Source organism: Pseudomonas sp. T1.Ur (assembly GCF_023516725.1).
Taxonomy (GTDB): domain Bacteria; phylum Pseudomonadota; class Gammaproteobacteria; order Pseudomonadales; family Pseudomonadaceae; genus Aquipseudomonas; species Aquipseudomonas alvandae.
Genome location: NZ_JAMGSN010000001.1, coordinates 1,867,037 through 1,892,863 on the forward strand (window position 1 = coordinate 1,867,037; position 25,827 = coordinate 1,892,863).

21 protein-coding genes are annotated in these 25,827 nt (G+C 61.5%); 2 read left to right on the plus strand and 19 right to left on the minus strand.

The annotated features are described in order from the left end of the window. Nucleotides 1–65: 65 nt before the first annotated feature. A complete protein-coding gene (locus M8Q45_RS08695) occupies nucleotides 66–959 on the minus strand; it encodes a LysR substrate-binding domain-containing protein (protein ID WP_249874337.1) in 894 nt (297 codons plus the stop codon). A 95-nt stretch (nucleotides 960–1,054) separates the two neighbouring features. Between M8Q45_RS08695 and M8Q45_RS08700 the strand changes: the two genes are divergently transcribed. Then, entirely contained in the window at nucleotides 1,055–2,221 is a 1,167-nt protein-coding gene (locus M8Q45_RS08700; RefSeq protein ID WP_249874338.1) for an MFS transporter, read from the plus strand. Nucleotides 2,222–2,251: 30 nt separating this feature from the next. Here M8Q45_RS08700 and M8Q45_RS08705 read toward each other — a convergent pair whose 3' ends face one another. The 14 genes from M8Q45_RS08705 to M8Q45_RS08770 form a co-directional block, all read right to left on the minus strand. Further along, nucleotides 2,252–5,182, minus strand: coding sequence for a DUF4132 domain-containing protein (locus M8Q45_RS08705; protein ID WP_249874339.1), 2,931 nt, complete (start codon nucleotides 5,180–5,182; stop codon nucleotides 2,252–2,254). 30 nt (nucleotides 5,183–5,212) lie between these two features. Further along, nucleotides 5,213–5,653: a hypothetical protein gene (locus M8Q45_RS08710; protein WP_249874340.1), complete on the minus strand. Its 441-nt coding sequence runs from the start codon at nucleotides 5,651–5,653 to the stop codon at nucleotides 5,213–5,215. A 406-nt stretch (nucleotides 5,654–6,059) separates the two neighbouring features. Further along, entirely contained in the window at nucleotides 6,060–7,115 is a 1,056-nt protein-coding gene (locus M8Q45_RS08715) for a hypothetical protein (RefSeq protein WP_249874341.1), read from the minus strand. Nucleotides 7,116–7,145: 30 nt separating this feature from the next. Next, complete coding sequence (locus M8Q45_RS08720; protein ID WP_249874342.1) at nucleotides 7,146–8,954, minus strand: hypothetical protein; 1,809 nt, start codon at nucleotides 8,952–8,954, stop codon at nucleotides 7,146–7,148. 3 nt (nucleotides 8,955–8,957) lie between these two features. Continuing rightward, nucleotides 8,958–10,262 (minus strand): hypothetical protein, encoded by a 1,305-nt coding sequence (locus tag M8Q45_RS08725; protein ID WP_249874343.1) that lies wholly within the window; start codon nucleotides 10,260–10,262, stop codon nucleotides 8,958–8,960. A gap of 19 nt (nucleotides 10,263–10,281) precedes the next feature. Further along, on the minus strand, nucleotides 10,282–11,202 hold the full coding sequence (locus M8Q45_RS08730) for a hypothetical protein (RefSeq protein ID WP_249874344.1): 921 nt from the start codon (nucleotides 11,200–11,202) through the stop codon (nucleotides 10,282–10,284). Between the two features lie 156 nt (nucleotides 11,203–11,358). Further along, nucleotides 11,359–13,737: a hypothetical protein gene (locus M8Q45_RS08735; protein WP_249874345.1), complete on the minus strand. Its 2,379-nt coding sequence runs from the start codon at nucleotides 13,735–13,737 to the stop codon at nucleotides 11,359–11,361. Nucleotides 13,738–13,747: 10 nt separating this feature from the next. Further along, on the minus strand, nucleotides 13,748–14,890 hold the full coding sequence (locus tag M8Q45_RS08740; RefSeq protein ID WP_249874346.1) for a hypothetical protein: 1,143 nt from the start codon (nucleotides 14,888–14,890) through the stop codon (nucleotides 13,748–13,750). Then, the gene (locus M8Q45_RS08745) at nucleotides 14,869–16,314 is read right to left on the minus strand and encodes an alkaline phosphatase family protein (RefSeq protein WP_249874347.1); all 1,446 of its coding nucleotides are present in this window, start codon (nucleotides 16,312–16,314) and stop codon (nucleotides 14,869–14,871) included. Before M8Q45_RS08745 ends, M8Q45_RS08740 begins: the two co-directional genes overlap by 22 nt. Then, complete coding sequence (eboE, locus tag M8Q45_RS08750; RefSeq protein WP_249874348.1) at nucleotides 16,304–17,533, minus strand: metabolite traffic protein EboE; 1,230 nt, start codon at nucleotides 17,531–17,533, stop codon at nucleotides 16,304–16,306. The genes M8Q45_RS08745 and eboE overlap by 11 nt, the downstream gene beginning before the upstream one ends. Further along, on the minus strand, nucleotides 17,530–18,414 hold the full coding sequence (locus M8Q45_RS08755) for a TatD family hydrolase (RefSeq protein WP_058545409.1): 885 nt from the start codon (nucleotides 18,412–18,414) through the stop codon (nucleotides 17,530–17,532). Before M8Q45_RS08755 ends, eboE begins: the two co-directional genes overlap by 4 nt. Before the next feature lie 39 nt (nucleotides 18,415–18,453). Beyond that, the gene (locus M8Q45_RS08760; protein WP_249874349.1) at nucleotides 18,454–19,224 is read right to left on the minus strand and encodes an EboA domain-containing protein; all 771 of its coding nucleotides are present in this window, start codon (nucleotides 19,222–19,224) and stop codon (nucleotides 18,454–18,456) included. Then, the gene (locus tag M8Q45_RS08765) at nucleotides 19,221–20,111 is read right to left on the minus strand and encodes a UbiA family prenyltransferase (RefSeq protein WP_249874350.1); all 891 of its coding nucleotides are present in this window, start codon (nucleotides 20,109–20,111) and stop codon (nucleotides 19,221–19,223) included. Before M8Q45_RS08765 ends, M8Q45_RS08760 begins: the two co-directional genes overlap by 4 nt. After that, a complete protein-coding gene (locus tag M8Q45_RS08770) occupies nucleotides 20,108–21,985 on the minus strand; it encodes a 3-dehydroquinate synthase (protein WP_249874351.1) in 1,878 nt (625 codons plus the stop codon). The genes M8Q45_RS08765 and M8Q45_RS08770 overlap by 4 nt, the downstream gene beginning before the upstream one ends. Nucleotides 21,986–22,500: 515 nt before the next feature. Between M8Q45_RS08770 and M8Q45_RS08775 the strand changes: the two genes are divergently transcribed. After that, nucleotides 22,501–23,010, plus strand: a complete 510-nt coding sequence (locus M8Q45_RS08775; protein ID WP_249874352.1) for a hypothetical protein — start codon at nucleotides 22,501–22,503, stop codon at nucleotides 23,008–23,010. 287 nt (nucleotides 23,011–23,297) lie between these two features. Here M8Q45_RS08775 and M8Q45_RS08780 read toward each other — a convergent pair whose 3' ends face one another. The 4 genes from M8Q45_RS08780 to M8Q45_RS08795 all read right to left on the minus strand — a co-directional run bounded on the left by M8Q45_RS08780 (nucleotide 23,298) and on the right by M8Q45_RS08795 (nucleotide 25,787). Continuing rightward, nucleotides 23,298–23,894, minus strand: a complete 597-nt coding sequence (locus M8Q45_RS08780) for a helix-turn-helix domain-containing protein (protein WP_249874353.1) — start codon at nucleotides 23,892–23,894, stop codon at nucleotides 23,298–23,300. Nucleotides 23,895–23,941: 47 nt separating this feature from the next. Continuing rightward, nucleotides 23,942–24,103, minus strand: coding sequence for a hypothetical protein (locus M8Q45_RS08785; RefSeq protein ID WP_249874354.1), 162 nt, complete (start codon nucleotides 24,101–24,103; stop codon nucleotides 23,942–23,944). A 121-nt stretch (nucleotides 24,104–24,224) separates the two neighbouring features. Further along, nucleotides 24,225–24,938, minus strand: a complete 714-nt coding sequence (locus M8Q45_RS08790) for an ABC transporter ATP-binding protein (protein ID WP_249874355.1) — start codon at nucleotides 24,936–24,938, stop codon at nucleotides 24,225–24,227. 3 nt (nucleotides 24,939–24,941) lie between these two features. Continuing rightward, complete coding sequence (locus tag M8Q45_RS08795) at nucleotides 24,942–25,787, minus strand: ABC transporter permease (RefSeq protein WP_249874356.1); 846 nt, start codon at nucleotides 25,785–25,787, stop codon at nucleotides 24,942–24,944. Nucleotides 25,788–25,827 lie beyond the last annotated feature (40 nt).

The window sequence follows — 25,827 nt, forward strand, 5'->3', positions numbered from 1 at the left end:
ACGCTCACGCCTCAAAATCGCTGGATTTGCCAAAGACTGACACGCCCCGCGATATGGCCGACGCATCACATCCGATGCTGCTCCAGCAGAAAATCCACGAACACCCGCACCCGCGCCGGCATCGCCGAACCTCCAACGAAGACCGCATGGATCGGCTCCCGGTCTCCGGGGTTCCATGCTTCCAGCAGCGGTATCAGATCCCCTCGCTGTAAGTCCTCGCTCACGGTGAACTCGCCGATACGCGCAATGCCGGCACCTAGCCGCGCAAGTTGGGCCAGCGCCTCACCACTGCTGCATTCGATATTGCCGCTGACCTTCAAGGAAAATTCGTTGCCGTCACGGATGAACGGCCAGTTGGGTTCGGCGCGACGAAAATTGAAGCGCAGGCAGTTATGGCGCAGCAGGTCTTCCGGTTCCTGGGGTGTGCCGTGGCGCTCCAGATAGTCGGGCGAAGCCACCACCACTTGGCCGGTGTCGCCGATCCGGCGCGCTGTCAGCGGGCTGTCGGGCAGATGGCCAAAGCGCACCGCCACGTCGGCCTGGCCGCCGAGAATGTCGACCACTTCGTCGCCGAGGGTGAGGTCGACGACGATGTTCGGGTAGCGGGCGCTGAAGGCGGCCACCAAGGGCACGATCGTCTGTCGACCATGGCCGAGGGCGGCGCTGACCCGCAAACGGCCCTTGGGCACGCCTTGGTCAGCGACGGCTTCTTCGACCTCGGCCATGTCGGCGAGGATACGCCGGGCGCCGCGCAGGTAAGCCTCGCCCTCGGCGGTGAAAGTGATCGCCCGCGTGGTGCGCAACAGCAGGCGGGTGCCCAGCCGTAGTTCGGTTCGCGCGATGATCCGGCTGACCGCCGAAGGTGTCAGCCCCAACGCACGCGCGGCGGCCGACAAGCTGCCTTCCTGCGCCACCGCGGCGAACACAACCATTTCACCTGATCTGCCGTTGACGTCCATTTGTGCTCCGTACGCAAAGGTCTTTGCCAGAAATGCGATCTACCGCCTGAAAAGGCTGCATCGTAGCATTTGCGGCATAGATGAGGAGCCTTCCTATGCGTATCAATCCACCCCTTGTTGCACTCGCCATGGGTGCCTTTGGCATCGGCGTAACCGAGTTCGCCCCCATGGGCATGTTGCCGGGGATCGCTGCAGATCTCGGCGTTTCCATTCCCGCCGCAGGCCTGCTGGTCAGTGCCTACGCCCTGGGCGTACTGCTCGGCGCGCCGCTGATGACCCTGACCACCGGCAGGATTCCCCGGCGCTATCTGCTGATCGGACTCATGGCGATTTTTACCCTGGGAAACCTGATGTCAGCGTTGGCGACTGATTACTACAGCCTGATGGTCGCCAGGGTCGTGACTTCGCTGAACCACGGTGCGTTCTTTGGCGTGGGCTCTATCGTCGCGGCCAGCGTGGTCACCCCGCAGAAACGCGCCGGGGCGGTCGCGGCCATGTTCATGGGCCTGACCCTGGCGACGATCGGCGGCGTGCCGCTGGCTGCCTGGTTTGGCGAGCTGTTCGGCTGGCGCACCGCGTTCTGGGGGATCACTGGCCTGGGCGTAGTGGCCATGGCGGCGCTGTGGTTCGCCCTGCCTAACGTACCGGCGCCGCAAAGCATCGGTGTGCTGGCCGAAATTCGGGTACTGGGCCGTGGCCCGGTGTTGGGCGCGTTGGCCCTGACCGTGGTCGGCTCAGGCGCGATGTTCACGGTGTTCACTTACATCGCCCCGATCCTGAATAGCGAGACCCATGCCTCCGCCACCTTCATCACGGCGATGCTGGTGCTGTTCGGCGTGGGACTGACGCTGGGCAACATGTGGGGCGGCAAGGCCGCGGATCGCTCGATAGACCGCACCCTGATCGTTTCGCTGGGCGTGCTGATTCTCGTCTTGCTGGCGTTCACCGCCCTGATGCGCTGGCCGCTCCCGGCGGCAATCGCCATTCTGATCTGGGGCATCGCCAGTTTTGCCTTGGTGCCGCCCTTGCAGATGCGTGTAATGGAAGCCGCCAAGGACGCGCCTAATCTGGCCTCGGCCGTGAACATCGGTGCCTTCAACTTGGGCAACGCGATTGGCGCGGCGCTGGGCGGCGCGGTGATCAACGCGGGCTTGGGGTATCCGGCGATTTCCCTGGCCGGAGCGGCGATGGCGGGCCTGGGGCTGCTGATGGTGCTGGCTTTCGCCTGGCGTTCCAGGGTCGTTGCGGCTGCGGCGGTTTGACGTTTACTGCTGCACTGTCGAAGATCGGCATCAACCGCCGCGCTGTATCTGCTCCAGTATCTGGCTGTCAGTGATGTTCGTATCGTCCAGCAACAGGAACATCTTGCTCAGCACCTCGGCCATTGTCTTGTCGGTGTCGGCGAATGGCAGGTAGAACGCCTCGGCACTGGCGCCCAGGGGCACGATGCACAGGTAGTTGCCGGGTTCGATATGGATGGCTGCGCTGCCCAAATGAATGCGGTAGCTGGCACGCTGGCCGGTGACGTGCAGGAAATGCCCTTCACATTTGGCGTGTTGCAACCCGAGCCCCTGGATCAATTCGCTGACCAGTTCGGTGCGTCGTTGCAAGGTTTCGTTGCTGGTGGCGTAGCTGTCCGCAGCGTAGGCCACGGAGACCAGCAAGTCGGCGTCGCGCATGACTTCCGAGAACAGCAGCGGCGGTACTTGCTCAAGGGGGATGGCTTTCTGGTCGCGGTGGAACGCAATCGTGTCGAAGGTAAAGTGTTCTGTTTCGGAGAGGTAGTGACCGGTATCCAGTAAGTTGAACAGGGCAAAAATGCCATGCTCTTTGCTCTCGTAATAGATGTCCTCGACGCTTGAGGTCGACCAATTGCGGACCTGCAGCAACCGGGACGCTACGTTGCCTTTGAGACGGTGGCCGGCAAATCGGTTGGACCACAGAGCGGTCTCTCGCTCAGCCGGTGTCAGCAGGTACAACTCGCGAAAGGCTTGTTTGAACGGCTGCACGCGGCGATGGGTCACGACTTCTTTCTGCCAGGCCGACAGCTGTCCCGCCGTGAACAGGTGAAAAGGGTGAGCAATACGCAGGTGCTTCCCGGCCACGTGTCGGCGGCCTTCGAGGTCTGTCACGGTCAGCGTTGCGGCATCGAGCCAGCCCAACGCGGCGTCGTCAACCTGCACGATCAGCTGTTCGAGCAGCAGGCGAACCGCAGGCATTTTCAGCAGTGGCTTCAGGTCCGCCAACGCCAGGGTTTCGCCGCTGCTCATCATTGTTTCCAGGGTTCTGCAGAAGCGTGCGATCTGTTCCTTGAGCCGGGTCTGTTGCGTTTTGAGGGCGATGAAGTCCGCGTGTTTGCGAATCGCAGGCGGTGCGGTCTTGAGGGTCTTTGCGGCTTTGCAGATGTGCAATGCCGGCGATAAGCCGTCGATGACGATCGTGACGTCGTAGCCATCGATGGTGGCAGACGTCAGGGCGGATTCGGCAATCTCCGATTCCATGGCCCATTCCAGGCGAATCGCCGAGGGGTAACCCGCGACACGCGCCAGGTTTTCCAATCCCGCCTGCACCGCTGCGTGGGAGTTGGCCTGTCGTTGAGCGCCGTATTTACGCACCTCTTTGTGCACTTTTTTCAACGTCAGATAGCGCTGGCGTACATCATCCGAATCCATGACGGGCAGCACGCCATAGATGCGCATGGCCGGCTGTGCATGACGGGCCAGTTTCTTTTCCAATGCTGGCCGACCGATGCCGCGGTACGCGTCGAGCAGCACACGCGTCTCGGGAAACGCCCAGTGCGAATGTTCGAGTGCCACGAGGTAGTCGCGCAAGTGTTGCGGGTCCGCCTCGGCCAGCGCCTTGTCCAGCAGGTAGCGGTCCACCACGCCCACCGTTTCATCAAGCGTATTGGGCAAGTCGGTGCCCCATCCGGACCGAGGTGCCAGGGCAATGTTCAAGTACTCGCGCTGAAAGGCTTGCAGGTCACTCCAACCGAGCGCGTCGAGCACGATTCGGCTGGCATGTCCTGCATAGGGCAGGGCGGTCAACAGGGTATTTCTGGAAAAGCCGGTCAGCGCGGCGAGGAGTCCTGCCGATTGGCTTTCGGGTAACCCCTGAAGGAGCAGGAAGCGTTCGAGCACCGCAGCCGTATCGCCGAAACGGTTGAAGAAGTCATCGGGCGTCGCGCCCAATCGTTCGATGACGGCCAAGGCCTGCAGCATCCATCGGGTGTGATACACCTCTACCGAACGGAAGGTGTCAGCCAGCTTCGCGGCGTTATCGGGCAATCCAGTCAAGGCCTCCTCGACATAACGAACGGTGAAGCTTGCCAGCTCGGGATGCACGGGTGCGGGTGCCTCATCGAGGACATCATCATTCTGGAACGATTCATCATCGACGCCTTCGCCTTCGGGACCCTCATCGCTTGAATCCTCCTCATCGAACGCTTCGTGGGTGTACCGATCCGGGTCCACATCATCGCTGTCCAACCCGGCGTCGCCTGCGTAGAACATCATGGCGCTGCCCCAGGTATTGGCCCCCCGGACGAAGCGGGGGTAATCGAGGCGGCCCGCTTCCACCAAACCCAGGGCGATGCGCTTGATTTCCTTGTGCACGTAGATATACGCGTCGGCGATTTTCCGTTGTTCTTCCCCAGGCGCTGAAGGGGGTTGCTCGCGATTCCAACTGCCATCCAGCAACCATCCGGCGATGGTCTGCCAGGCCGGGGTGGACGGGTAGTTGCTCAAGCGATGAATACAGGCTTGAACGTCAGGGAAGGCCCAGGCCTGGTCCGGGCTTCTGCGGTAATAGGCGGGGCCATCTTCGTCAGTGGGTAATGGATAGTCACTGTCCTCGAGGGCAAATTGCAGCATGTGCTGCAGCCGCGCGCCAATTTGCTCTAGCGCATAGGTGTCCGGGTGGGCGGTGATCCAGGCATCGCAGATTCGATATTGCAGGCCGTAGCGCTGCTGATCGCGACGGTCTTCGAGGTCGTCCCAAACGGTCGGGAACACAAAGCCGTCAGCCAGCGCTTCGGGTCCATCCACGGGATGCTGCCTGACCCAGTCCTCGGCGATGCGCAGAACGTCGATGCCGTCCCAGAAACCGGGTGCGAATGGGTCATAGGGGCTTAGCTCGGGATACTCATCCAGCGCTCTGTCACAGAACACTCGCAGTGCAGCGAGGCGCGTGGCTTGTTCGGGCAAAGGACGGCGTGATTGCATGAGGGTATCCGAGGGAGTGAGCGGTGAGGATCAACCGCCAATCAGGGGTAGCAGGCGAATAAACGCGAGCGTGGATGGCGCGCTCAATTCAATCGACTCATCGAGCCTCTGGAGCATGACGCCGTTATGCAGAATGCGGAACGCACGGGCTTCAAACCCCTTCAAGGCCCGCTCGGCCTCAACACCGACATCCAGGTCCAGAGACGCGCTGGCTTGAGGCATGGCTACCGCGCCTTCGCTGGCTTGTTGAAGAATGTCCCGCTCGCTCAGGTATTGGCGGTCGAGCACTTCACGCACCGACACTTGTTGCAGCGAGTGCCGAGCCAACAATGCGGTGATCTGCTCGGCAACGGCCAGGCGAATCAACTCGGCGACCGTCAAGGTCAACGAGGTCGAAGTCAGGGTGACAGGGGGCAGCAAAAGCTCCTGGCGTGCGCCTTTCAGGCAATAACTATGAACCACGAACTCCATGATGCATTCCTTGCAAGCCAGACCAGCCGGGCGGATGGCACGTTAGCATATACCATCAGGTCCACGCCTTGATCCGGGCCAGAAAGCAGGCCCGTAGACCCTTCGTGAGATCCATAAATACCCCTCCCTGACGATAAAACCTGTGTCTCGGATTATTCCCACGTTTCCTTCAGGACCGAGCGAACAGTTCAGACGGCAACGTAATGCTGTCGGAACACCTGTGGCGAGGGAGCTTGCTCCCGCTGGGTCGCGAAGCGGCCCCAAAACTGCCGAATGTGGAGCTTTAGATATACCGCATTCGTCGGTTTTACGGCTGCTTCGCAGCCGAGCGGGAGCAAGCTCCCTCGCCACGGGGCCATCGTTTTTCTTAAGTGAACAGCATTACGCCATCCGGTCGGTGTATTTGTCAGAGCAGCACCCGACGAAGCCTGCCGCTTAACGGCACCACGCACTCATCTGGCGTAGGCAATGGCCGCCCGACCAGGCCCATGCCTTCGCTGACCACAACAGCGTTCGGCAACAGGCACAGGTTGGACGGGGTATCCAGGTCGCGGGCGAGCACGGTGACTTGGCCTGTCTGTAGATCGCAGTTCAGCAGGCGCCCACTGAATCGGGTAAAGCCACCCTGCAGGGGTTCGCCGTTCCAGTCGGGAAGCAGGGGTTGTTGCAGGCGCTCGCAGAGTTCCAGCACCAGCAGGTGGCCGTTGGGGCGCAGCGCCAGTCCGGTGGGCAGTTGCAGGCCGCGAATCAGCACGTCGATCCTGGCATTGGCGGGCCATACCCGGATCACCTGGCCTGCCTTCTCGGCAAAGTCGATGCCCTTGCGGCTCGGCTCGCCGTGCAGCTCGCCCGAGAACAGGCTGATCAGCACGGCGCCTGTCGCCGGTTCGTACACCAGGGTCACGGGCACGGCTTCCTGGCCTTGATCCAGTTCGGGCAGTTGGGCCAGCACCCGTTCTTCCTGGCCCGTGGCGAACTCCACCAACTGATTGGTATCGGGCTTGACGGCCAGCCAGCTGCGGCGGCTCGGGTGGTAGCACAACGCATTCAGGTTGCCACGGCTATGAAAGACCGGTTCGGGCGGTGTGTATTGCAGGTCCAGGAGCTTGGAGCCGGCGACGTAATCGGTCTGGCTGACCAGGCAGCGTCCGTCACCGCAGGCGATGTCCGACACCCCCATGATTTCATCGCGCAGCATGCGCGCCTGCATGTTCATGGCACGGAAGCCTTGCGCCAGTGTTTCCCGGGGCAGGTAGGCGCCAGGGTTGTGCGGATCGGGTCGCAGTCGGCTGATACGACCGCTGAAGGGCTGGTCGGGCAGGCCCGAGCCCGCTTCGGCAAGCAGCAGGCTGCCGTCGGCTTGCAGGCACAGACCGCGAGGGTTGAGCAGGTCCTCGGCGATGAAGTGACTGGGCCGCAGGCATTCGTCGGGTTGCGCGGGGATCTGAAGGGGAGCGGGCATGGGTTCTCTCCGTGAAAAAAAAGGACGCGGTCATTGCGGCGGTTGCCACGGTTCACCGGTGAGATAGGCCCGCAGCAGCGCCCGCTGGCAGGGCGACATAGAACGCACCACTGGCATGAACAGCGTGGTGCCTTTGTAGGCGTCCGAGGTGCGGGCGAGGATCGGGTTCTTGGCGCCGTTGATTGCATCGGGCTGATTCAACGGGATATAGCGCGACATGGCGGGGAAGGCCAGGTAGTGAAAGCGCAGCACGTTGGGGTACATCAACGGCCAGGTGATGGTGGTGCCTTGGGCAATACCGAAGTCGGTCTGGGCGTATTTGCGAAAGTTGGTGAAGCAGGCACTGCTGTCGAGGCCATTGGCCGTGCAGGTCAAGGCGACAAAACCCGCCTGGGCGGCGCTGCCTGGCTTGAGGGTGACGGGAAAGCTGACAGAAAGCTGGCCGCTGTCGAGGGTCAACGCGTCAGGAAAATCGAGGAAGTCCCAGTATTGCGGCTGATCATAGACAGCGGGAGCCGCCGCCTGCAGGCCGATTTCGGTGGTACTGGGGACCGCGCCGCCCAGGTACCTGACCTGCAGGGTGATCGACAGGCCGTTGGGGTAATCCTCCAGGTAGACGTTGCGCTGGTCGGCATAGACCCGATACGTGGATTCGGTGGCTTGCAGCGTGGTCCCGGCGACCTTGCCTGGCGCGTTGATCGCCAGGGCACTGGATTTCACCGCCTGTAGCTTATCGAAGGTCAGGGGCAGGTCGACGATGCCGCCGTACACGTAGTAGTCGAATAAAAAGCGGCTGGTCGGTTCCAGTGTCGTCAACGTGGTGGTGCCGGCACTGATGGTCACGGTCCCGTAATTGGCGTTGGGGCCGATGGGGCTGGTGATGTCATCCCTGACGGTCCGGAAGGTTTCCTTCGGTATGACGTTCACCATGTCGATGCTCAGGTAACCGGTACCATCCAGGTCGGCATAACCGGCATTGCCCGTGCTCTGGTTGACCAACTGCCGGCCCGGCTGGCAGTTCAGCGGCTCGTCGGCGAAGGCCGGGGCCAGGGTACCGATGACCCGGCCAATGCTCGGGTTGGGGGTGTACTTGCCGGCGGCGTAGTCGGCGTCCAGTTGTTCGGTGGTCATCGTCGGGCACATTTCGAACATGACGAAACGCAGGACGATGCCCGTCGCGCCCGCCGCCTGGATGATCGAGCGCAGGCCGCTGCTGTTCTGGTTCCAACTGACGATGCTGCTCATGGGGAAAGTCAGTTGAAACGTGCCGCTGGCGTGAAAAGAGCCCGGCGCATCCATTTTCGCTGGCAACAGCACACGTCCCGCGACGTCGAAACTGCTGCACACGGTGTCGTAGCGGATCAGCAGTTGGATATCGTCGTTGCCACCGATTTGCAGCCCGCCGACAAAAATTTGCGTGGTCGTCGAAGCAGTGGGGTCCAGGTCTACCATCATCGGGCCGGAAACGGGGCCCTGGCCGGTCACCGGGTCCACCGAGCCGAGCAGATAGACGGCCTGGCCCACCAGGTCGCCGGTCGTGCTGATGACGCCGGGTTTGCCCTGGGAGCTGATCAAGGCGTTCTGCATATCGACGACATGTTGCCCATAGTGATTCCAGCCACCGGCGGTGTAGTAGTTGCCGGTGGGGGCATTGATCATGTTGTTCAACTGGTCATCGGAATAGGGCTCGGCGCCCGGTGCCAGGGTCGAGGTGGTCAGGTCGAAGAGCGGCCAGTCGTCGTTGCCATTGTAGGGAATGGTCGGAGAGTTGTTCGGCAGGCTGACGTCCGTACGGATGCCGCCCCAGAAATTCAGCCGTGGTCCGTTCAGGATGCTCATGATCTATTCCTCTTCCTTGATGGTTTTGCCGACAGGCGCATTGGCGAATTTGAACAGGTAGGAGTAGTCGGATTTGTAGGGGCTCCTGACCGGTGTCGCCATGGAATGGCAATTCATGCAACTGCTGTTGGGTTGGATATAGCTCTCCATGGTCACATTGGCCGAGAGCGCGGGTGTCGGCTGGCCCAGCGGATTGCTGGGGTTGTCTGGCATCAATGGGCGCTGGGTGGTGATCAGTTGGTAATACTTCAGGACGCTGCGTTGCAGGTCCGGGTCGCCGCGGTAGCGGGTGTTGACCTCCTGGGTGACCTCGGCGATCGGAGTGAACCGGTTCAACGGGTTGGGGGTCTGGAAGGTGGTGCCGGGTTTGGGGACGCAGGCCAGGTGCGCGCCCTGGGTCTGCCAGTCGCAGGGTGACTGGTTGAGGGTGGCTGCCGGCGCGTTTGGGTTGAAGTACGAGTAAGCCGTGCCGGCGGTCGGTTGGTCGACCCATGTGCCGTTCACCCGCACTTTAGGCGGAACGTTGTCGATCTGTTCGAAGGTCGACCAGATCCATTGCGGATAACCGTTCACCTTGGTGATGAGGTGCAGCCCGACCAGGCCCAGGTAGGCCTCGGTGACCCCGGTGCGCTGCCCTTGCGCGTCGAACGTGGCCACGCGCGCAAGCATGGTCAGGTAGTGGCTGGCGTTGTCTTGTGGAGTGAGGATGCGCCAGCTCGATTTCACCTCGATGACCCCGTAGGGGAAATTGATGTTGTTGGCTTTGGAAACCACATCGGCGTTATAGAACTGATTGGCGACGATGTAGTGATAGGAAGTCTCGTTGGCCGAGATGTCGTAGTAGGTCGGGTTGCCGGCCTGGTCGATCAGCCAGCCACCGACGGCCTGGTCGACGGCATTCACCTGGGAACTGTTCTTCAACGCGGCGATGTTGATGATGCCCAGGCTCTTGGCCAGTTGCGGGGAGTTCCATGGGCCTGGATCGGCCCCCTGTGGCAGGAAGGTTTCCTCCACGGTCTTGTAGGTCTGCCAGACGGTGTAGCCGGAATCTCCGGGTTGCTTGCTGCAGTCGGGATCACCGCGCTGCCCCGCCTGGGCGGGCCAGTTCACGGCGATGAACAGCTGCCAGCTGTATTGATCGAACAGGTCCTGGCTGGCGTTGGCGGCCGGTGCCGTACTGGGAGGCTGGCAATTGAGGTTCGAGGCCTGCGTCCGTGGCATGGCGTGCTCCTGGGATTGCTCCAGGGCCAGGGCCGGAAGATTGGCCAGGCCCAGCAGTACCAGGGTGAAACGGAGTGAAGTGTTCATGGCGATCCTTCGACACAGGTCAGGGTTGGCGCTGCATGAGTTTGTTCCACTGCGCCTTCTGGCCGTTGCTCTGTGAAGCCGGTGGCTCGAACAACTGGCAGGGCGGCGGATTCGCCGGACACATCGCAGCCACCTGCGCCCAGGTCTGGGCCGGGTCCGGTTTGGCGATGCGGAAATGGGTGTAGTTCTGGCTGACGATCGGCGCATTGGCGACGCTGGTGTCACCGGAGAAAAAGAACGACTGGGGCTGCCGGTAGGGGGGATGTCCCGTCATCTTTTTGTAGAAGGCATAGCCGAACAGGATCGGACCCTGGGGCGATTGAAGGTCCAGCGCGTAGGCCTGGACGCTGTCGTCGAGGTTCTGGCTGCGCTCGGCGCTGTAGGGCAGGTGCTGGATGAAGTCTTGCCGCGGCGGATGGTTCATCGGCGAAAACATGCAGCAGGCCGGCATGTCCTTGGGGCGATCCTGCGGGTAGGTCAGGAAGTAGGCTTTGTTGCCCAGGGACACGAAGGAGCAGGTGTAGTTATTGTTCTTGATCGGGAAGATCGGCAGGCAGTATTTCTCGTAGTGCTCCATCATCGCGCCGAAGCCGTCGCCATCCGGCGGGACGTAGGTGGTGTCGTAGTAGCTGGTGCCTTGGGACACGGTGTAGTCCGCCGGGGTCAGGGTGGTGGGCGGGTTGCTGTAGGGGGGCGGGTTCTTCTCGTAGTTGTGCATCACCCGGTACATCGTCCAGTCGCTGATCCAGAACGCCGGGAAAAACGGATCGGAAGGGTCGCCTGGGAGGCGTTTGGCGATGCAGTTGCCGTTCTGTTCGTTGCAGCCCTCGGTGTTGTGCACCCCCATGGTGAAGTACACCGCGCCGCTGTCCTGGGCGAAGAGCGGTGGGCTGGACAGCAGGATCAACAGCAACAGCCGGTTCAAGAGACTGGTTTTCATAGGTCATTCCTTTGAAAAGTACCGGGTGACACTGTAGGAGCGAGCTTGCTCGCGATGGCGTCGACACAGCCAGCATCGATACAAACTGACCCAACGTCATCGCGAGCAAGCTCGCTCCCACAGTGGTTTATCCTCCTAGGGTGAACAGCGTTACGGTCACAGGCCGTCGTAGTCGCTCATCTTCAGGGGTTGTGGCGGATAGCCGCGCTTCACCAGTTTCTTGGCCCACAGCTCCAGGACGGCGCGGCGGCTTTGGGACATGTCACGGGTGATGGGCATCGAGAGCGTGCTTTCTTCCTGGTAGGGCTTGCTGATCAACACAATCAATTGATCGATGGCGCCTTCGACGCGCGCCTGGGAGTTGAGCGGCATGAACTTGTTCATGATCGGGTACAGGTAGTAGAAGGTCTGCAGGATGCGTGGGTAGAGGAAACCCTTCCACAGCGCTGTGGCGGCGTCCTTATCCTGATAGATGTTGTTCCAGTAGTTGATGAAGTCCTGTTGCAACTGGATGTCGATGGGCAGGACACGTATCGGCGCGAGGAAGTCGATGTAGGCCTGGGGGAGCGCGAAGCTGAAGGGAATGGCCGGATCGTTGTCGCCGTCCTTGATGAAAAAACGCAAGGTCGGAAAGCCCGCGGCGATGGCCCTGAAGCTCACCTGGGCGATGCCCTGGGCGTTGGTGGTGGTCGTAACATAGGAATAATCCACCTGGGTGGCCTGGTTGTCGTTCAGCGTCCGGCTGGCGTAGACGCCGGCATCGAATGCCAGGCAAGGGCTCAAGTTGACCGCGATGGGTTTGCCCGGGCCATTCAGGAAATCCAGGTATCCGACCGGTGTGCTCGTCGGCCGATGCACGTTGCGCAGGGCAGTAAGCCGACGACCGCTGCCGGTGGCCAGGTAGTTCGATACGGGAGGCGCGTCATTGAATTGCGGCAGGTTTGCGTGGTTCAAGTTACGGTCTGTCGGATCGTCATAGAACAGCGTGAAATTGGCTGCGTTACTGAACGCCAGGTAGTAGTCGCTGGTGGTCACCATGTAGGGGTTGCCGTATTCCGCCACCCATAGCGTGGTGTTGGCGGCCGGCTGGCCATTTTTCTGCACCATGATGTTCAGTGTCTTGTGATCACCCACGTCGATGAAACTGCCGCTCTCGATGACCTCGGCGGTCCAGGTCTGTTGGGTGGCGGCGATCAGCGGCGCGTTGAACGCCGGAGCCTGCAATTGCAGCGCCAGCGGAGCGGATTGCAAGGTGGTCTTTTGCGCGTCGTTGAGGGTGAAATCCAGCAGGCCCGAGCGTTTGTCGAAGGCGGTCTGGTTGTAGTGTTCGAAGCCAAAGCCGAGCACCCCGTTGAACTGTTCATTCTGGACTACACCCAGTTTGTAGTTGCCGGCCTGGAATTTTTCGGGGACCAGGACGGCAGCGTTGGGATCCACCGGGTAGAACGGGAAGGTATTGCCCAAGTCCAGCGACAGGGTGTTACCGGTAATCTGCGCAGAGATCACCCCTAACTGAATGTTTTGAACGTCCTCAGGTTGGTTTGTGATGGACACTGCCTGGGCGGGCACCATGCGTCGGCCAGCGGGGGCGGTGGGGTATTCGTCGGCGAACCACAGTCCCAAGGTCGCATTGGTGCGGCTGTAGGCGGGGTTGAAGAAAATATCGGCGACGTTGTCCAGGCCCTGTTGATACATTTTCTGAACATTCGCCATGTCCACGGCGTGGTGGGAGTGGGTGTTGATCGGTGGGAAGTTATTGAATGTGCCGTTCCTGTCGTAGCAGGTCAGGTATGTGGAGAACCTGAACATCAGGCCCTGGGCTCCTTGCTGCTTCATCTGCTGCTGCAGGTTGGCCAGCAGGACCGAATCGCCGATGACCCATTCCAGGTTCTCCTGGGCAAAACAGGTCTGCCAAGTGGTGGTGACATACACCAGGCCGCCCAAGGCTCCCCAATTGAAGTTCAGAAAACGGTCCAGCATCCGGTGCTGGCGATTGAGGGTCAGGCCGCAGCTGGCATCCCCCAGCATCAGCTTGTCGAAATACAATGCGGTGAAAGCGTTCTGCCACGGGCTGATGTCCACGAAGCGCGCGGCACTCGGCGTGTTGCTGCCAAACGGGTTGCCGAGCAGTTGATAGTCCTTGCCGACCAAGGCGTCCTGGGCGATGTAGGTGTTGGCCTGCAGCTCGCCGCCGATGACCGTGGAGCGGATATCGTTGTAGCTCACCGTGCCGCAGGCATTGTCGCCAAACAGATCCCATTCGGCGGGCATGTACGGGTAGGCTTTCGGGTTGGCATTGGTCGGCACCTGCAGCACATAGGTGGGCAACTCCGCCATTGCCAGGGGCTTGATGGCCCAGGGCATGAGTTGGGTGGGAGCGTTCGTGGCATTGATGTCGAAGTGGCTCATGAACGGCCAGTTGATGTCCATCTTGACCGCGTCATACAACGGAAACACATCGTTGTTGTTGGCTGTCGGTGGATTCCAGAACATATGGCCGTTGAGGTAGATCCGGGGGAAATTCAATACGCTCATGTCATGCTCCTTAGCGTTGCCACTGGGCGCGTTTCAGCGACCAGACAAAGTCCAGTTTTTTGTAGCCATTGAAATCTGAGGCTGGCAGCGGGGCTGTCGGATAGACAATGCCGCCCCCTTGGTCCAGGGCGAAATTGAAATAGCCGTCGTTGTTCGAATAGGCGGCGGTACTGTGGCAGGCCAGGCAGGACGACGTGTTCTGGAAAGCCGACTCCAACTGCGAGTTGGCAAGCACCTGTTTGATGGGCTGGTATTCGACCCCGATCAATTCGTATTTCGACAGGGTTGGGTTATTGGCCTGGAAGCTGGCGTTGACCGGCTCGGCGGCCGCTGTCGGTCCTGTGCTGTTGGCCATCGGCGCGGCCGGTGTGTCATTGGTGACGGTGTATTTACCGTTGTTGATGTTTTCGAAGGTGGTCCAGACCCAGCTGGGGCTCAGCTTGTTGACGACATGCAGGCCACTCAGCGCTGCATAGCCGACCTGGTACTGGCCGTCTTCCTGCTGGTAATAGGCCTGGGCGATGAAATAGCCGTCGTTCGCCAGCTGCGCTTGGTAGGTCGTATCGAAGCCAATCCACAGCCACGCTGCTTTCAATTCCCAAGCCGTGGGTGGGAAGTCCAGGCCGGTGGCCAGGGCGGCCTGGCCATTCACGTTGTAGACCTTGTTTTTAACGATGTAATCGAACGTGTCCTTGCCCATCAGGAGTTGAAAACGTACGGGGTTGCCCCGTTGGGCATTGGGCACGGCACCGCCCATTTGCAGGATCAAGCCATCGACCTGTTGTATGGCGTTGATGTTATGAAACGCTCGGGATAGGTCCATTCCATGGTCCCTGGCTTGTTGAAGCACTGCGTTTGGCGGCATCACGCGCGCGTCATAGAGGCCCGGTGGAGCCCCGTTGGGCAGGTAGACCTGGTCTGATGGCTTCATCAGTTCCCACACCCGATTGCTGCTCTGCGTGGCGTTGGGCTGGTTCAAGCAGACGAACCAGTTCCAGGCCATGGTCTCGGGACTTTGGGTAAAGGCAGCCCGAGTCTGGTTGATGTCAGCTCCAAACTGCAGGAAGTTGCCGCAATCGAAGTGGTTGGTGTCCTGTGCCTGGGCCAAACCGGCCAGGGCACTGAGAACGGTTAAGGAAATGGCTCGCCGCATGGAAGCTCCTTGGCATTCGCCGTATCGGCATGAGGGTGCCCCTGGAAGTGTTCCAGGAGCAGTTGCTTCACCGCCGTGGCCGCAAGGTGCTGCGGCAACGACAGATCACAATTGGTGATGAGCAGCGGGCCGGTCTTTTCGCTCGTGGGCAGCCTTCCGTGGCTGCCGCGGACCAGGCGGGTGTCCAGCGGAATCAGGTCCATGTAGTAGCGAAAGCCGAGCTTCTTCTGCAGCAGGCGGCGCGCCACTTTCAATGTCGGGAAGCGAATGGCCGGGTCGATGAACAGCTCGAGCGGGTCGTAGCCTGGCTTGCGATGGATGTCCACGGTGCGGGCAAAATCGGGAGCCTTGCGATCGTCGAACCAGTAGTAGTAATCGAACCAGTAACCGGGCGCGGCCAAGGCCACCAGCTCGCCGCTGCGCGGATGATCCAGTTGCCAGGCCTGTTGTTCGGTTTTATCCAATACCTGTTCGATGCCGGCCTGGCGTTGCAACAGCGCCTTGACGCGGGGGATGTCGCGCACTTGCTTGACGTAGATGTGCGCGACCTGATGATCGGCCACGGCAAACGCTGCACTGGCACCGGGATCGAGCAACTCCCAGGTCAGCGATTGGCGTACCTGCAACAAGCCTTCGGCACGCAGTAACCGGTTGATGGAAACGGATTGGGTGACGGCTTCGATCCCGTATTCCGACAGCAGCATCACCGCCGCGCCTTGCGCCTGGGCAAAGTCCAGCAGGCGCCCGACTTCACTGTCGATGGCCCGTACCTCATCGGCAATCGACGGATGATCGGGCCCCAGGCGTTGCAGGCTGTAGTCGAGGTGGGGGAGGTAGGTCAACTGGAGGTCGGGTCGATTGAGCTCGAATTCGGCGATGGCGCAATCGACGATCCAGCGGCTCGAGGCGATGCCGGCCGCCGGGCCCCAGAAGCTCGGAAAGGGAAACTCGCCGATCTGCTGTTCAATCTGCTCGTGCAACGAGGCCGGCGTCGAATACAGGCCGAACATCTTGCGGCCGTCGGCGGGGTAATGCGGCCGTGGGGTAATGGCGGCATCCACGTCCGCATACATGTTGTACCACCAGAACAACTGGCTGCAGCGAAACCCGGGGTACTGGCGCTTGAGGGTCTGCCAGACCTTTTCCCCCTGGATCAGTGCGTTGGGTTGCAGCCAGAAACGCACTTCGGCCTGATCGCGAAAATACCAGCCGTTGCCGACGATGCCGTGTTCCGACGGCGGTTGTCCGGTGAGCATCGAGGCCTGCACGGTCGAGGTGACCGCCGGGAACACCGGCTGCAGCGTGGCCATCCTGGCCGTTTTCAACAAGGCATTGATGCAGGGCGTTGCGGCGCCCAGCAGCGCTGGGGTCAGGCCGACCACGTTGATCAGCAGCAGCGGCTGGCGAGCAGGATCAGAGCGCATCGGCGCAGGCCTCCAGTGCTTGGGGTTGCAGCAACTGGCGCTGTTGCAACTGATCCTCGACCCAATGCAACTCCGCTGCGATGCCTTGGAGTTGGGCGTGCTCGGTCGTGGGACGCACCTCGCTGGGCAGGACGCCCCAGCTGTAGGTTTCCACTTCCAGCACCGGGCGGAAATCCCCATGGTCGGCCAGGAAATCGAAGGTCTGCGCCAGGGCGACCTGGCTGCCGCTGAGTTCAGGCAACAGCAGGTGTTCGCTGAACAACGGAATGTGGAAGTGAATCCTCAGCTCGGCAGGGGCGGTGCGTTTCTGCTCACAATCGTCCAGGGCCGCGGGAAGATCGGCCCAGGCCGATAACCGCTCCTGCCCATCGCGGGCCTTCACTTGATGCAGGTAGGTGGGCTCGGCAAAACCACCCAGTGTCTTGAGCACTTGTTCGCGGCGCTGCGCGTCTTCAGGCAGGCGGCAAATCAGCGCATTGGATAACTGGATCTTGCCGATAGGGACCTGGGCCCGACGCAACCGCTCCAGTGACTGGTAACAGTCCTCGAACATCACCGCCTGATGGCAAATGTCAAAACACAGCGCCAGGTGTTCATGGTGCGGGTCCGTGGCTCGCCAGTGATGGAAGAAGGCGATGGCCTGGTCGGTGTTTTCCAACACGCAATCGGGTTCCATTTCCAGGCAAATCACGATCTTCTTGCCCGTCTCCGATTGCAGCCGGGCCAGCGCGGCGGTGAGTTCGCGCAGTTGCTGCTCGGCACGTTGCTGCAACGTCGGGCTCCAACGGGCGGCATAACCCAGCGGTAAGCTGGAAATCACGCCCTGGGCACAATCTGCCGGTAGGGCCTGGGCGAGAAACCGCGCCAGGTCCAGGCTGTACGCCAGCCGCTGCGGATCGGCCCAACTGGGCAAGTAGACGTCGGCTTTCACCGCGCCCTGGTGAAATTGGCCGTAGGGAAAGCCATTGAGCGAGGTCAGGCGCAGCCCACTGCGTTGCAGCAGGTCGAGGAAGTCCGCACGGGTCGACGACTGTTGAAGTTCGGCGGCGGCGCCGGCGCTGATCCACAGCCCACTGTCCTGGGTGTCGAGCCCACGCAGTGTTCGCACGGTCTGGAAATGCCGCTCGATGGATGCGCGCAGTCCGCCCAGGTCATGGGTGGGGTGCACGTTGCTGCAATAGCCGATCTGCGTGGCCGTCCAACCCGTGCGGGCACTCATTTGATCACCGGCTCCTGGCCGCGCAGGGCCGAGTTGTCCTGCCACTGGCGCCGTTGATCGATGGGCAGCGGTGTGCTGACCAGGGCTTTGTCCAACTGGCCGCTCTGGGCAAAGAAGTCCACCGGGTTGTGGAACAGCACCTGTTCGACCTGGGCTTCACTGAAGCCGGCGGCCAGCATCGCCTGGCCGGTCTTGGGCACCTTGAGCGGGTCGCTGATGCCCCAGTCGGCGGCGCTGTTGACCACCATTTTTTCCGTGCCGTACTGCTGCAGCAGCGCGACCATGCGCTGTTCCGACATCTTGGTGTTGGGGTAGATGGAATGGCCGCGCCAGCAGTCGCTGTCCAGCACCAGGGGCAGGGTCAGTTCGTTGAGGTGGTCGATGATCACCAGGTGTTCGGCGATGCCGACCTCGCGAATGACCGCGAGCGTGCGCTTGGTGCCGCCGATCTTGTCGCGGTGCGGGGTGTGCACCAGCACCGGCAGGTTGAATTGCTTGGCCAGTTCCAGTTGAGCGGCGAGAAAGCGATCCTCCTCCGGGGTGATGTCGTCGTAGCCGATTTCACCCACCGCCACCACGCCGTCTTTCACCAAATAGCGCGGCAGGATCTCCAGCACCTCATTGGCCACCGACAGGTCATTGGCCTCCTTGGGGTTCAGGCCAATGGTGCAGAAGTGATGGATGCCAAACATGCTGGCGCGAAAACGCTCCCAGCCCAACAACGTGTCGAAGTAGTCGATGAAGCTGCCGACGCTGGTCCTGGCCTGGCCCTGCCAGAAGGCCGGTTCGATCACTCCGGTAATGCCGGCGGCGGCCATGTTCTGGTAGTCGTCGGTGGTGCGGCTGACCATATGGATATGCGGGTCGAAGTACTTGGGCATGGTGAATCCTCGTCAAAAAAGGCAGGGGACGGGCGGGCTTCAGTTCGATGAAGCGCCGCCCAAGTGTTCGCGCCATGGCGGCGGCAAGCGTTGTTGGCTCAGGCTGGCCAGGCGTTGACGTTGCGCCGGGCTCAGCAGCTCGAAGGCAATCACGTGGGGCAAGCCGGCGGACACCGTTCGTTCGGCGGCGAGCTGTTCGTCCAACAGGTCGAGGGCCAGTTGGTTGAGGGTGACGCCGTGTCGTTGCTTCAGGCCGATCAGGCGTCGCACATCGAGGCCCATGCCCAATGCTTTCAGCACCAGTTGGTTGAAGGCCCGTTCGTCGTAGTGACGCGACGGGTAGGCGGTGTCCAGGGCGAGGGCGGCGAATACCTGGCTGTTGCTGGTGCGTCCGGCCTGAAGTGCAAGCTCGACGCACAGCCCACTGCTATCGAGCCAGTCGAGCGCCTTCAAGATGGCGATCTTTTCCTGGTCGTCGCCCCACAGGAACAACTGGCGCAGCAGGGGCGCTTGTCCGGCCAGCGGATGCTGCTCCAGCACTTGGGCCAGGAGCAACGCACGCGCGAGCTGGACATTGCTCCAGCCGTCAGTGCCGGGCTGGGCGCGCTCCTTGAGGTTGCGCTTGCACTGGCCGCTCAGGAGCGCCGCGGTGTTGGCGTCCGGGCATCGGGCAAGTTGCACCTGCGCCGAGTCCCACCACTGCCTTTCGGTTTCATCGAGTGACTGGATGAAATTCCGGCGTTGTTCGTTCAGGCAGTCGTGGCGCATGTCGAGCGCCGTCGATGCCGGCGTAGTCACGTCCGTGTTCATGTGGGTTTGATCCAGCGTTGGAAATGAGGAAGCAGGAAAAACACCAGGACACATAACAGGCTGCCCAGCGGTTGGTTGGCGACGGCCAGCACCAGCGCATCGAACAGCGGCAGGGCGGCCAGGCCGGCGCCGATAAAGGCGCGAACCTGTCGTTGCCGTGGGTTGGCCAGGTTGCGCCAGTAGTGCCAGCCCAACCAACCCAGCCATATCAGCAGGACCGGCCAGAACCAGGCATTGTCTGCATAGATCGCCAAGGCCAATGGGCTGAGCATCAGCAGCAGCGGAAGACGGCTGATCAATTGGTTGCGGTGTTCCTGGCGGGCCAGGTAGGTCAGGCCGCTGATGTAGACGCCGAGCAGAAGGGCGCAGAGCCAGATCGGTTCGGGTGGCATCGCCAGGCTGGCGGCTGCGGTGAGGTAGAGTGCCGAGCGACAGGCGCCCATCAACCAGACACTGTGCGCGTATTTTTTGTGCAGCAGGTTGTAGCCGAAGATGCATCCCACCAACAGGGCGGCGCCGCCCAGCAGCCAGTGCGGCTGCTCGATCAGCCGGCTCAGGCCCAGCAGCGCCGCCGCGGCCAGCACTAAAAGCAGCGCCGTGGCCAGCCGTACTTGCTGGCGGCTGACCAGGCCCAGGGTAATGGGTCGGGGATTGTGGTGTTGTTGGTCCCAGTCGGCATCCAACAGGTCGTTCAATAGCATGCCGGCCAAATACAGCAGTGACAGTGCGGCCAGCAGCAGGAGCCACACCAGGGACGACGGCGGCGCCAGGGTTCCGGCACTGCTGGCGAGCAGGGCGGCGGCCAGGGTGTTGGTCCACACCGTGGGCAGGTTGGACACGCGACCGAGGGTCATCCAGGTCTTGAGGCCTGGCGATATCGGGTTCATTGCGCACAGCCCTCGTCCAGGGTGAGCGGTGCTCGATCGACCTGGGTGGACAGCCGCTGCAAGGCCAGCTCCATGCGCGCGGTATCGATCTCATGCACGTCCACCGATTCGCCGATCCGGCTGAGCATGGGAATGGAGAGTTGTCCGCCCAAATGCTGGCGGAATTCTTCCAGCCCGAGCAGAACCCGGGAGCGTCCCTGCGCATCTTTCAAGGCCAGCTCCGGCGGGGTCAGGCAGAAGCCGAGCTTGAGCAGCAGGCGCAGCACCCGGTCAGTGTCGATATCGCTCAGTAACCCCAGGGCATTGGCATAGAGCCCATCCAGGGCCATGCCCACCGCGACGGCTTCACCGTGGCGCAGTCGGTGCTGGCTGAGGTTTTCCAGTTTGTGAGCGGCCCAGTGTCCGTAGTCCAAGGGGCGGCCGTTACCGCGCTCGAACGGATCACCGGCTCCGGTGATGTGTGCCAGGTGCAATTCGGCGCAGCGGTGGATCGCGTAGCGGCTGGCTGGGTGATCGAACCGGGCGAGAGCCTCGGCCTGTTGCTCCATCCACTGGAAGAACGCCGGGTCCTTGATCAGCGCCACCTTGACCGCCTCGGCCAGGCCAGCGATCTGGTCACGCCGGGTCAGGCTGGTCAGCAACTGAAAATCGTTGATGACCGCAGTGGCGGGGTAGAAGGCACCCAGCAGGTTCTTCTGGCCGAAGGCGTTGATGCCGTTTTTCACACCGATGCCGGCGTCGTTCTGGGCGAGCACGGTGCTGGGGATGCGAATCAGGCGAATGCCGCGGTGGAAGGTGGCGCAGGCGTAGCCCACCGCATCCAGCACCGCGCCGCCACCGAGGGCCAGCACATGGCAATGCCGGTCCAGGCCCTGTTGCAGCATGTCGCTGTACAGCCGCTGCAGCACCTGTGAGTCCTTGCTCGACTCGCCGGCCGGGACCGCGATCGGCGGCGCCAGGAAATGCAGGTCCGCAGCATGATGGGCGAAGTAGGCATTGATCTGATCCGACAGGTGCGGGGCGCTTTGCAGCAGCTGTTCATCGGCGAACATCAACACCTTTACCTGGCCCCCGTGCCCGGCCAGGAGCTGGCGGTGCAGGCAGGGGTTGAGCGGATCGAACAGATGATCGGTGAACACAACGGGGTAGTCGTAGCTGACCTTGAAGCGACCGTGCAACGGTTGCTCTGCGTCGTGCCGACGAAGGCTCTTGAACAGGCTGTAACCGGCGATGAACAGCCCGGGCAATACCATGCTGGCGAGCAGGGTCACCAACAGCGCGTTCTGCTCGACGAGAAAGCTGCCGATGGCGCTGTAGGCCAATGCGAGGCCGGCATTGGCCAGCGTGGTGACCAGGAGGAACGCCGGCAGGGGATAACGTTGCATGCCGGCAGCGACGACCGAGGTTTCCGCCAACACCGGGACACCGCGCAGGCAGATCAACGACAACGTGCCCAACCGATAGGCCAGTTGTCCTGGTTGGCGCTGATGCAGGCCCAGGCGACCGGACAGCAGGCGCAAATAGCCGGCCCCCAGCGCATAACCCAGTCCGGCACCCAGGCACAGGCCGACGAAGATCACCAGGTAACCCCCCAGGCTGCCGAGCATCGCCACGGCCAGCAGCGCGACCATGCTCGACGGCACCGGCAGCACCACGTCCAGCGCCAGCAGGGCGATCAGCAGCAGCGCCAGGTTGAATATCTGCGTGGATGTCGAGGGCAGGTACAGGTTGAGATGGGTCAGGAAATCCTGGATCTGTTGTTCGAACAACAGGAAACTGGCGATCACCAGGCCCGAAAAGCAAATCAATGAGAACCAGAAATGTCCGGCTGGTCCTTTTTGCGAGAGCAAACGATACCCACGGCCATGCTTCATCAAGCATCCCTCTTGTTGTAATGACTGATTCCATGTCAATGATTCAAGGCAACGCCAAGTATGTGTTTTAAGCCAATAGACGCTCTCGCCCGAGGGGCTGTGATGTGCGGTGGACGATGTGGTTGGAGACAGGTTTGAATCTAGACGGCCCGGGTGTTTTTGCAAGGCCATCTGATGGCAATTTGATTTGGAGTGCCACTTTGCGTTTCCGATAACCCGCCCCTTCGGCGAATGCGGCCTGGCGAGTCGAGGTTTAGATCGATTATTTCTTACGGTTATTTATATAGCGTTGGGCGGCATATCCATGACCGTGGAATCGACGCTGTCGTCCAGCAACCGTCTGCAATACAAGCGAAGGGCATGCTGCAACAGAAAGCTTGGCGCGCGTCACTCCGGTAAGCCTGCTTGAACGTTCATTCCTGCTGTTCGATCGCCATCTTGTCGGGCATGGGCCAATCCTTAGAATCCGCCCCCATCAGCTTGTCCGACTCTCGAACCTACAGGGAAACACCACCATGATGAACGCCATGCAGATGCCAATGCCGATGAACGCCAACATGCCGATGATGCCGATGATGGGCATGCCGATGATGATGGCGACCATGACCTGCGAAATGATGGACGACGGCATGATGTGCAAGATGATGCCCGCTGCCGGCATGGACATGGCCATGTTCAAGAACAGCGCCGACATGATGCAGATGATGATGAACTGCGGCATGCCGATGATGATGCACTGCGGCAACATGAGCATGATGTGCATGTCCCCGGCGAGCATGGCCATGCCGATGGCGAGCATGATGATGCCCATGCCGATGATGGGCATGCCGATGCCGTCGATGAAGTGCGTGATGGAATGCACGGTAATGGCGGACTGCATGATGTGCAAAGTCATGCCGATGGCCGGCATGAACATGGACATGATGAAAAACTGCTGCGCCTTGATGATGAAGATGATGGGCGAGTGCGGCATGCCGATGATGATGAGCTGCAATGGCATGCCGATGATGTGCTGCACCTGCTGATGACAACCGAGTAGGTTCGCTCTTGAAGCGGGCACGAACCATTGTGGCGAGGGCGCCTGCTCCCGCCCGGCCCGTAGGAGCTGGCGAAGGCTCGGGCCGCGTTCGGACGATCTTTTGATCTTGATCTTTCGCTTGAGACTCAATGGTAGGCGAAAAGATCGCAGCCTCGCTTCGCTCGGCAGCTCCTACAAGCGCGGCCCAGCGGGAGCAAGCTCCCTCGCCACGGGCTTGTCGATTGCCTTGAACAGCACCTAGGCGTTAATGCCGGGCTTTTTGCATGTTCGTCTTCAGTCCAGGCGTTCCGGATAGGTGACCACCAGATACGCCACTGCTTCACTGTCGGCGGGGTTTCGATAACGGTGGGGCTGGTCGGCGTAGAACAGAATCGAATCACCCGTGGAAAGCAGGTAGCGCTCGTCGTTGACACTGATCTCCAGCACACCCTGAGACACCACCAGGTTCTCCTGTACGCCAGGCCCGTGCCCTTCGGACTGGTCCTCGCCCAAGGGGCCCAGGCGCAGTTCGTAGAACTCTGATTGGCGCGCCACATCGAACGGAAACAGGGCGCGGCTGACGAAAGCACCATTGGCGCTGACCAGGCGTTTGCTCTGGCTGACCGACAGCACCGCCACGCCTTCGAACGCCCGGTGCTCGAGGAACGCGGCGACCGATACCTTCAAACCTTTGGCGATTTTGCACAGCACCTTGATCGACGGCACGCTGCGTCCGGATTCGATCTGCGCGAGCATGGCCCGGCTGACCCCGCATTGGCGAGCGAGTGCGTCGAGGGACAGGTGTCGTTTGCCGCGCAGGCGTTGCAGGTTTTGCGCGACCCGTTCGCAGATCGGATCCTCATCCAAGGCTTCCAGATTGTTAAGGTCCACTTCGGGTTCGTCGGCGCTCGCCAAAAAGCGCGAGGGTTCCTGGGCGCTCACGCGTGGTACGTCCGGGGCGGCTGGGAAGCCTGGACCCACTGGAACGCCTGGTAACCGGCATTACGCGCGTACATTTCCCACATGGCCCGGGCCAGTTGCTGGGCCTGTTTGCGTTTGCGGAATTGGACGAAGTCGATAACGTTGTCAGTCGGTTTCATAAGGCACTTCACTGTCGTGACCAATGGGCGGGATGAGCTGAGAGTACGTGGTTATGTTTATAACCATAAATACTGATTGTTTATTTATTAATGCCTTTAGATGCTTAGCGAGGCGCGCTGATCAAATCACATGAGCCCGGTGCAGTTCAGTCAGGGCCAGCGCCTTGAGCCGGGCCAGCACCGGGTCGCGTCGATCGCGAGGATGCGCCAGTTGCACCGCCAGTTCCTGGCGAATGCGGCTGGGGCGATTGTCCATGACCAATACCCGGTCGCTCAGGTACAGCGCCTCGTCGACATCGTGCGTTACCAGCAGCAGGGCGATAGCGTGACGCTCGGCCAGTTGCAGCAACAGGTCTTGCAGTTTCATCCGGGTGAAAGCGTCCACCGCGCTGAAGGGCTCGTCCAGCAGCAGCACCCGCGGCCGCGAATACAGGCCCCGGGCAATCGCCACCCGTTGCGCCATGCCGCCGGACAACGCCTTGGGCAAGGCATCGGCAAAACCGCTAAGGCCAACTTCTTCGATCAACTGCGCGACCCAGGCATCGTCATAGTGGTCATCGTCGCTGAAGCCGATGTTCTGTTGCACCGTCAGCCAGGGCATCAACCGCGGTTCCTGGAACACAAAGGCCAACTGTTCGGTGGGGCTGAGCAGTTGCCCTTCGAAGTCTTTTTCCAGGCCGGCGACGATGCGCAGCAAGGTACTTTTGCCGCAGCCGCTGGGGCCCAGCAGGCTCACGGTTTCCCGAGGCTGCAGTTGCAGGTGGATGTCGTTGAGCACGGTGGTGGTGGCGAACGTCTTGCGCGCCACATGAATGTCCAGCAGGGCTTGGGGCATGGCTCAGTCCTCGGTGCCGTTGAAAGTGTCGCGCCAGGCCAGGAAGCGTTTCTCCAGGCCGGCGAGGAGGCCGTCGCTGAACTTGCCCAGCACGGCGAGCACGATGATCGCCGCCAGCACGATGTCCGGGCGCGAGGTTTCGCGGCCATCGCTGAGCAGATAGCCCAGGCCTTTGGTCGCGGCGATCAGTTCGGCGGCCACGAGGAACATCCAGGCCAGGCTCATGCCGCTGCGCAACCCGGTGAACAGGCCGGGCAGGGCGGCGGGCAGGAGAATCCGGCGCACCAGGCGGCGACGGCTGAAACCGTACATGTGGCCGACTTCCACCAGCTTGCGGTCGATGTTGCGAATCGCCGCCACGCCATTGAGGTACACCGGAAAGAACGCGCCGATGGCGATCAGCACCACTTTGGAGGTTTCGTCGATGCCCAGCCACAGCAGGAGCAACGGCACCCAGGCCAGGCTGGGAATCGAGCGCAGCCCCGCGAAGGTCGGCTCCAGATAGGCCTCGGCCTCCCGACTCAAACCCACCCACGCGGCGAAGACCAACGCCAGGCTGGCGCCGATGGCAAAGCCCACCAGCACCCGCAGCAGGCTGGCGCTGATGTGTTTCCACAGGGTGCCTTCGGCCAGGTCCCCGAGGGTCAGGGCAATCTCGCTGGGGGCCGGCATCTGATAGGCGGGCAGCCAACCGATGCGCACGATGACCTCCAGGACGAGGATGATCAGCACCGGCAGGGCCAATCCCTTGAGGCGCAGCCGCCAGTGATCGGAATCGAACAGCGGCGTTTTGTCCTGGGTGGACAGGGCCAAGGGTGGAGTGGAGAAGTCTTTGCTGTTGCTGCTCATGGCGATTCTCCGACAATGCCGAATCCGCGCCAGGCGCGGA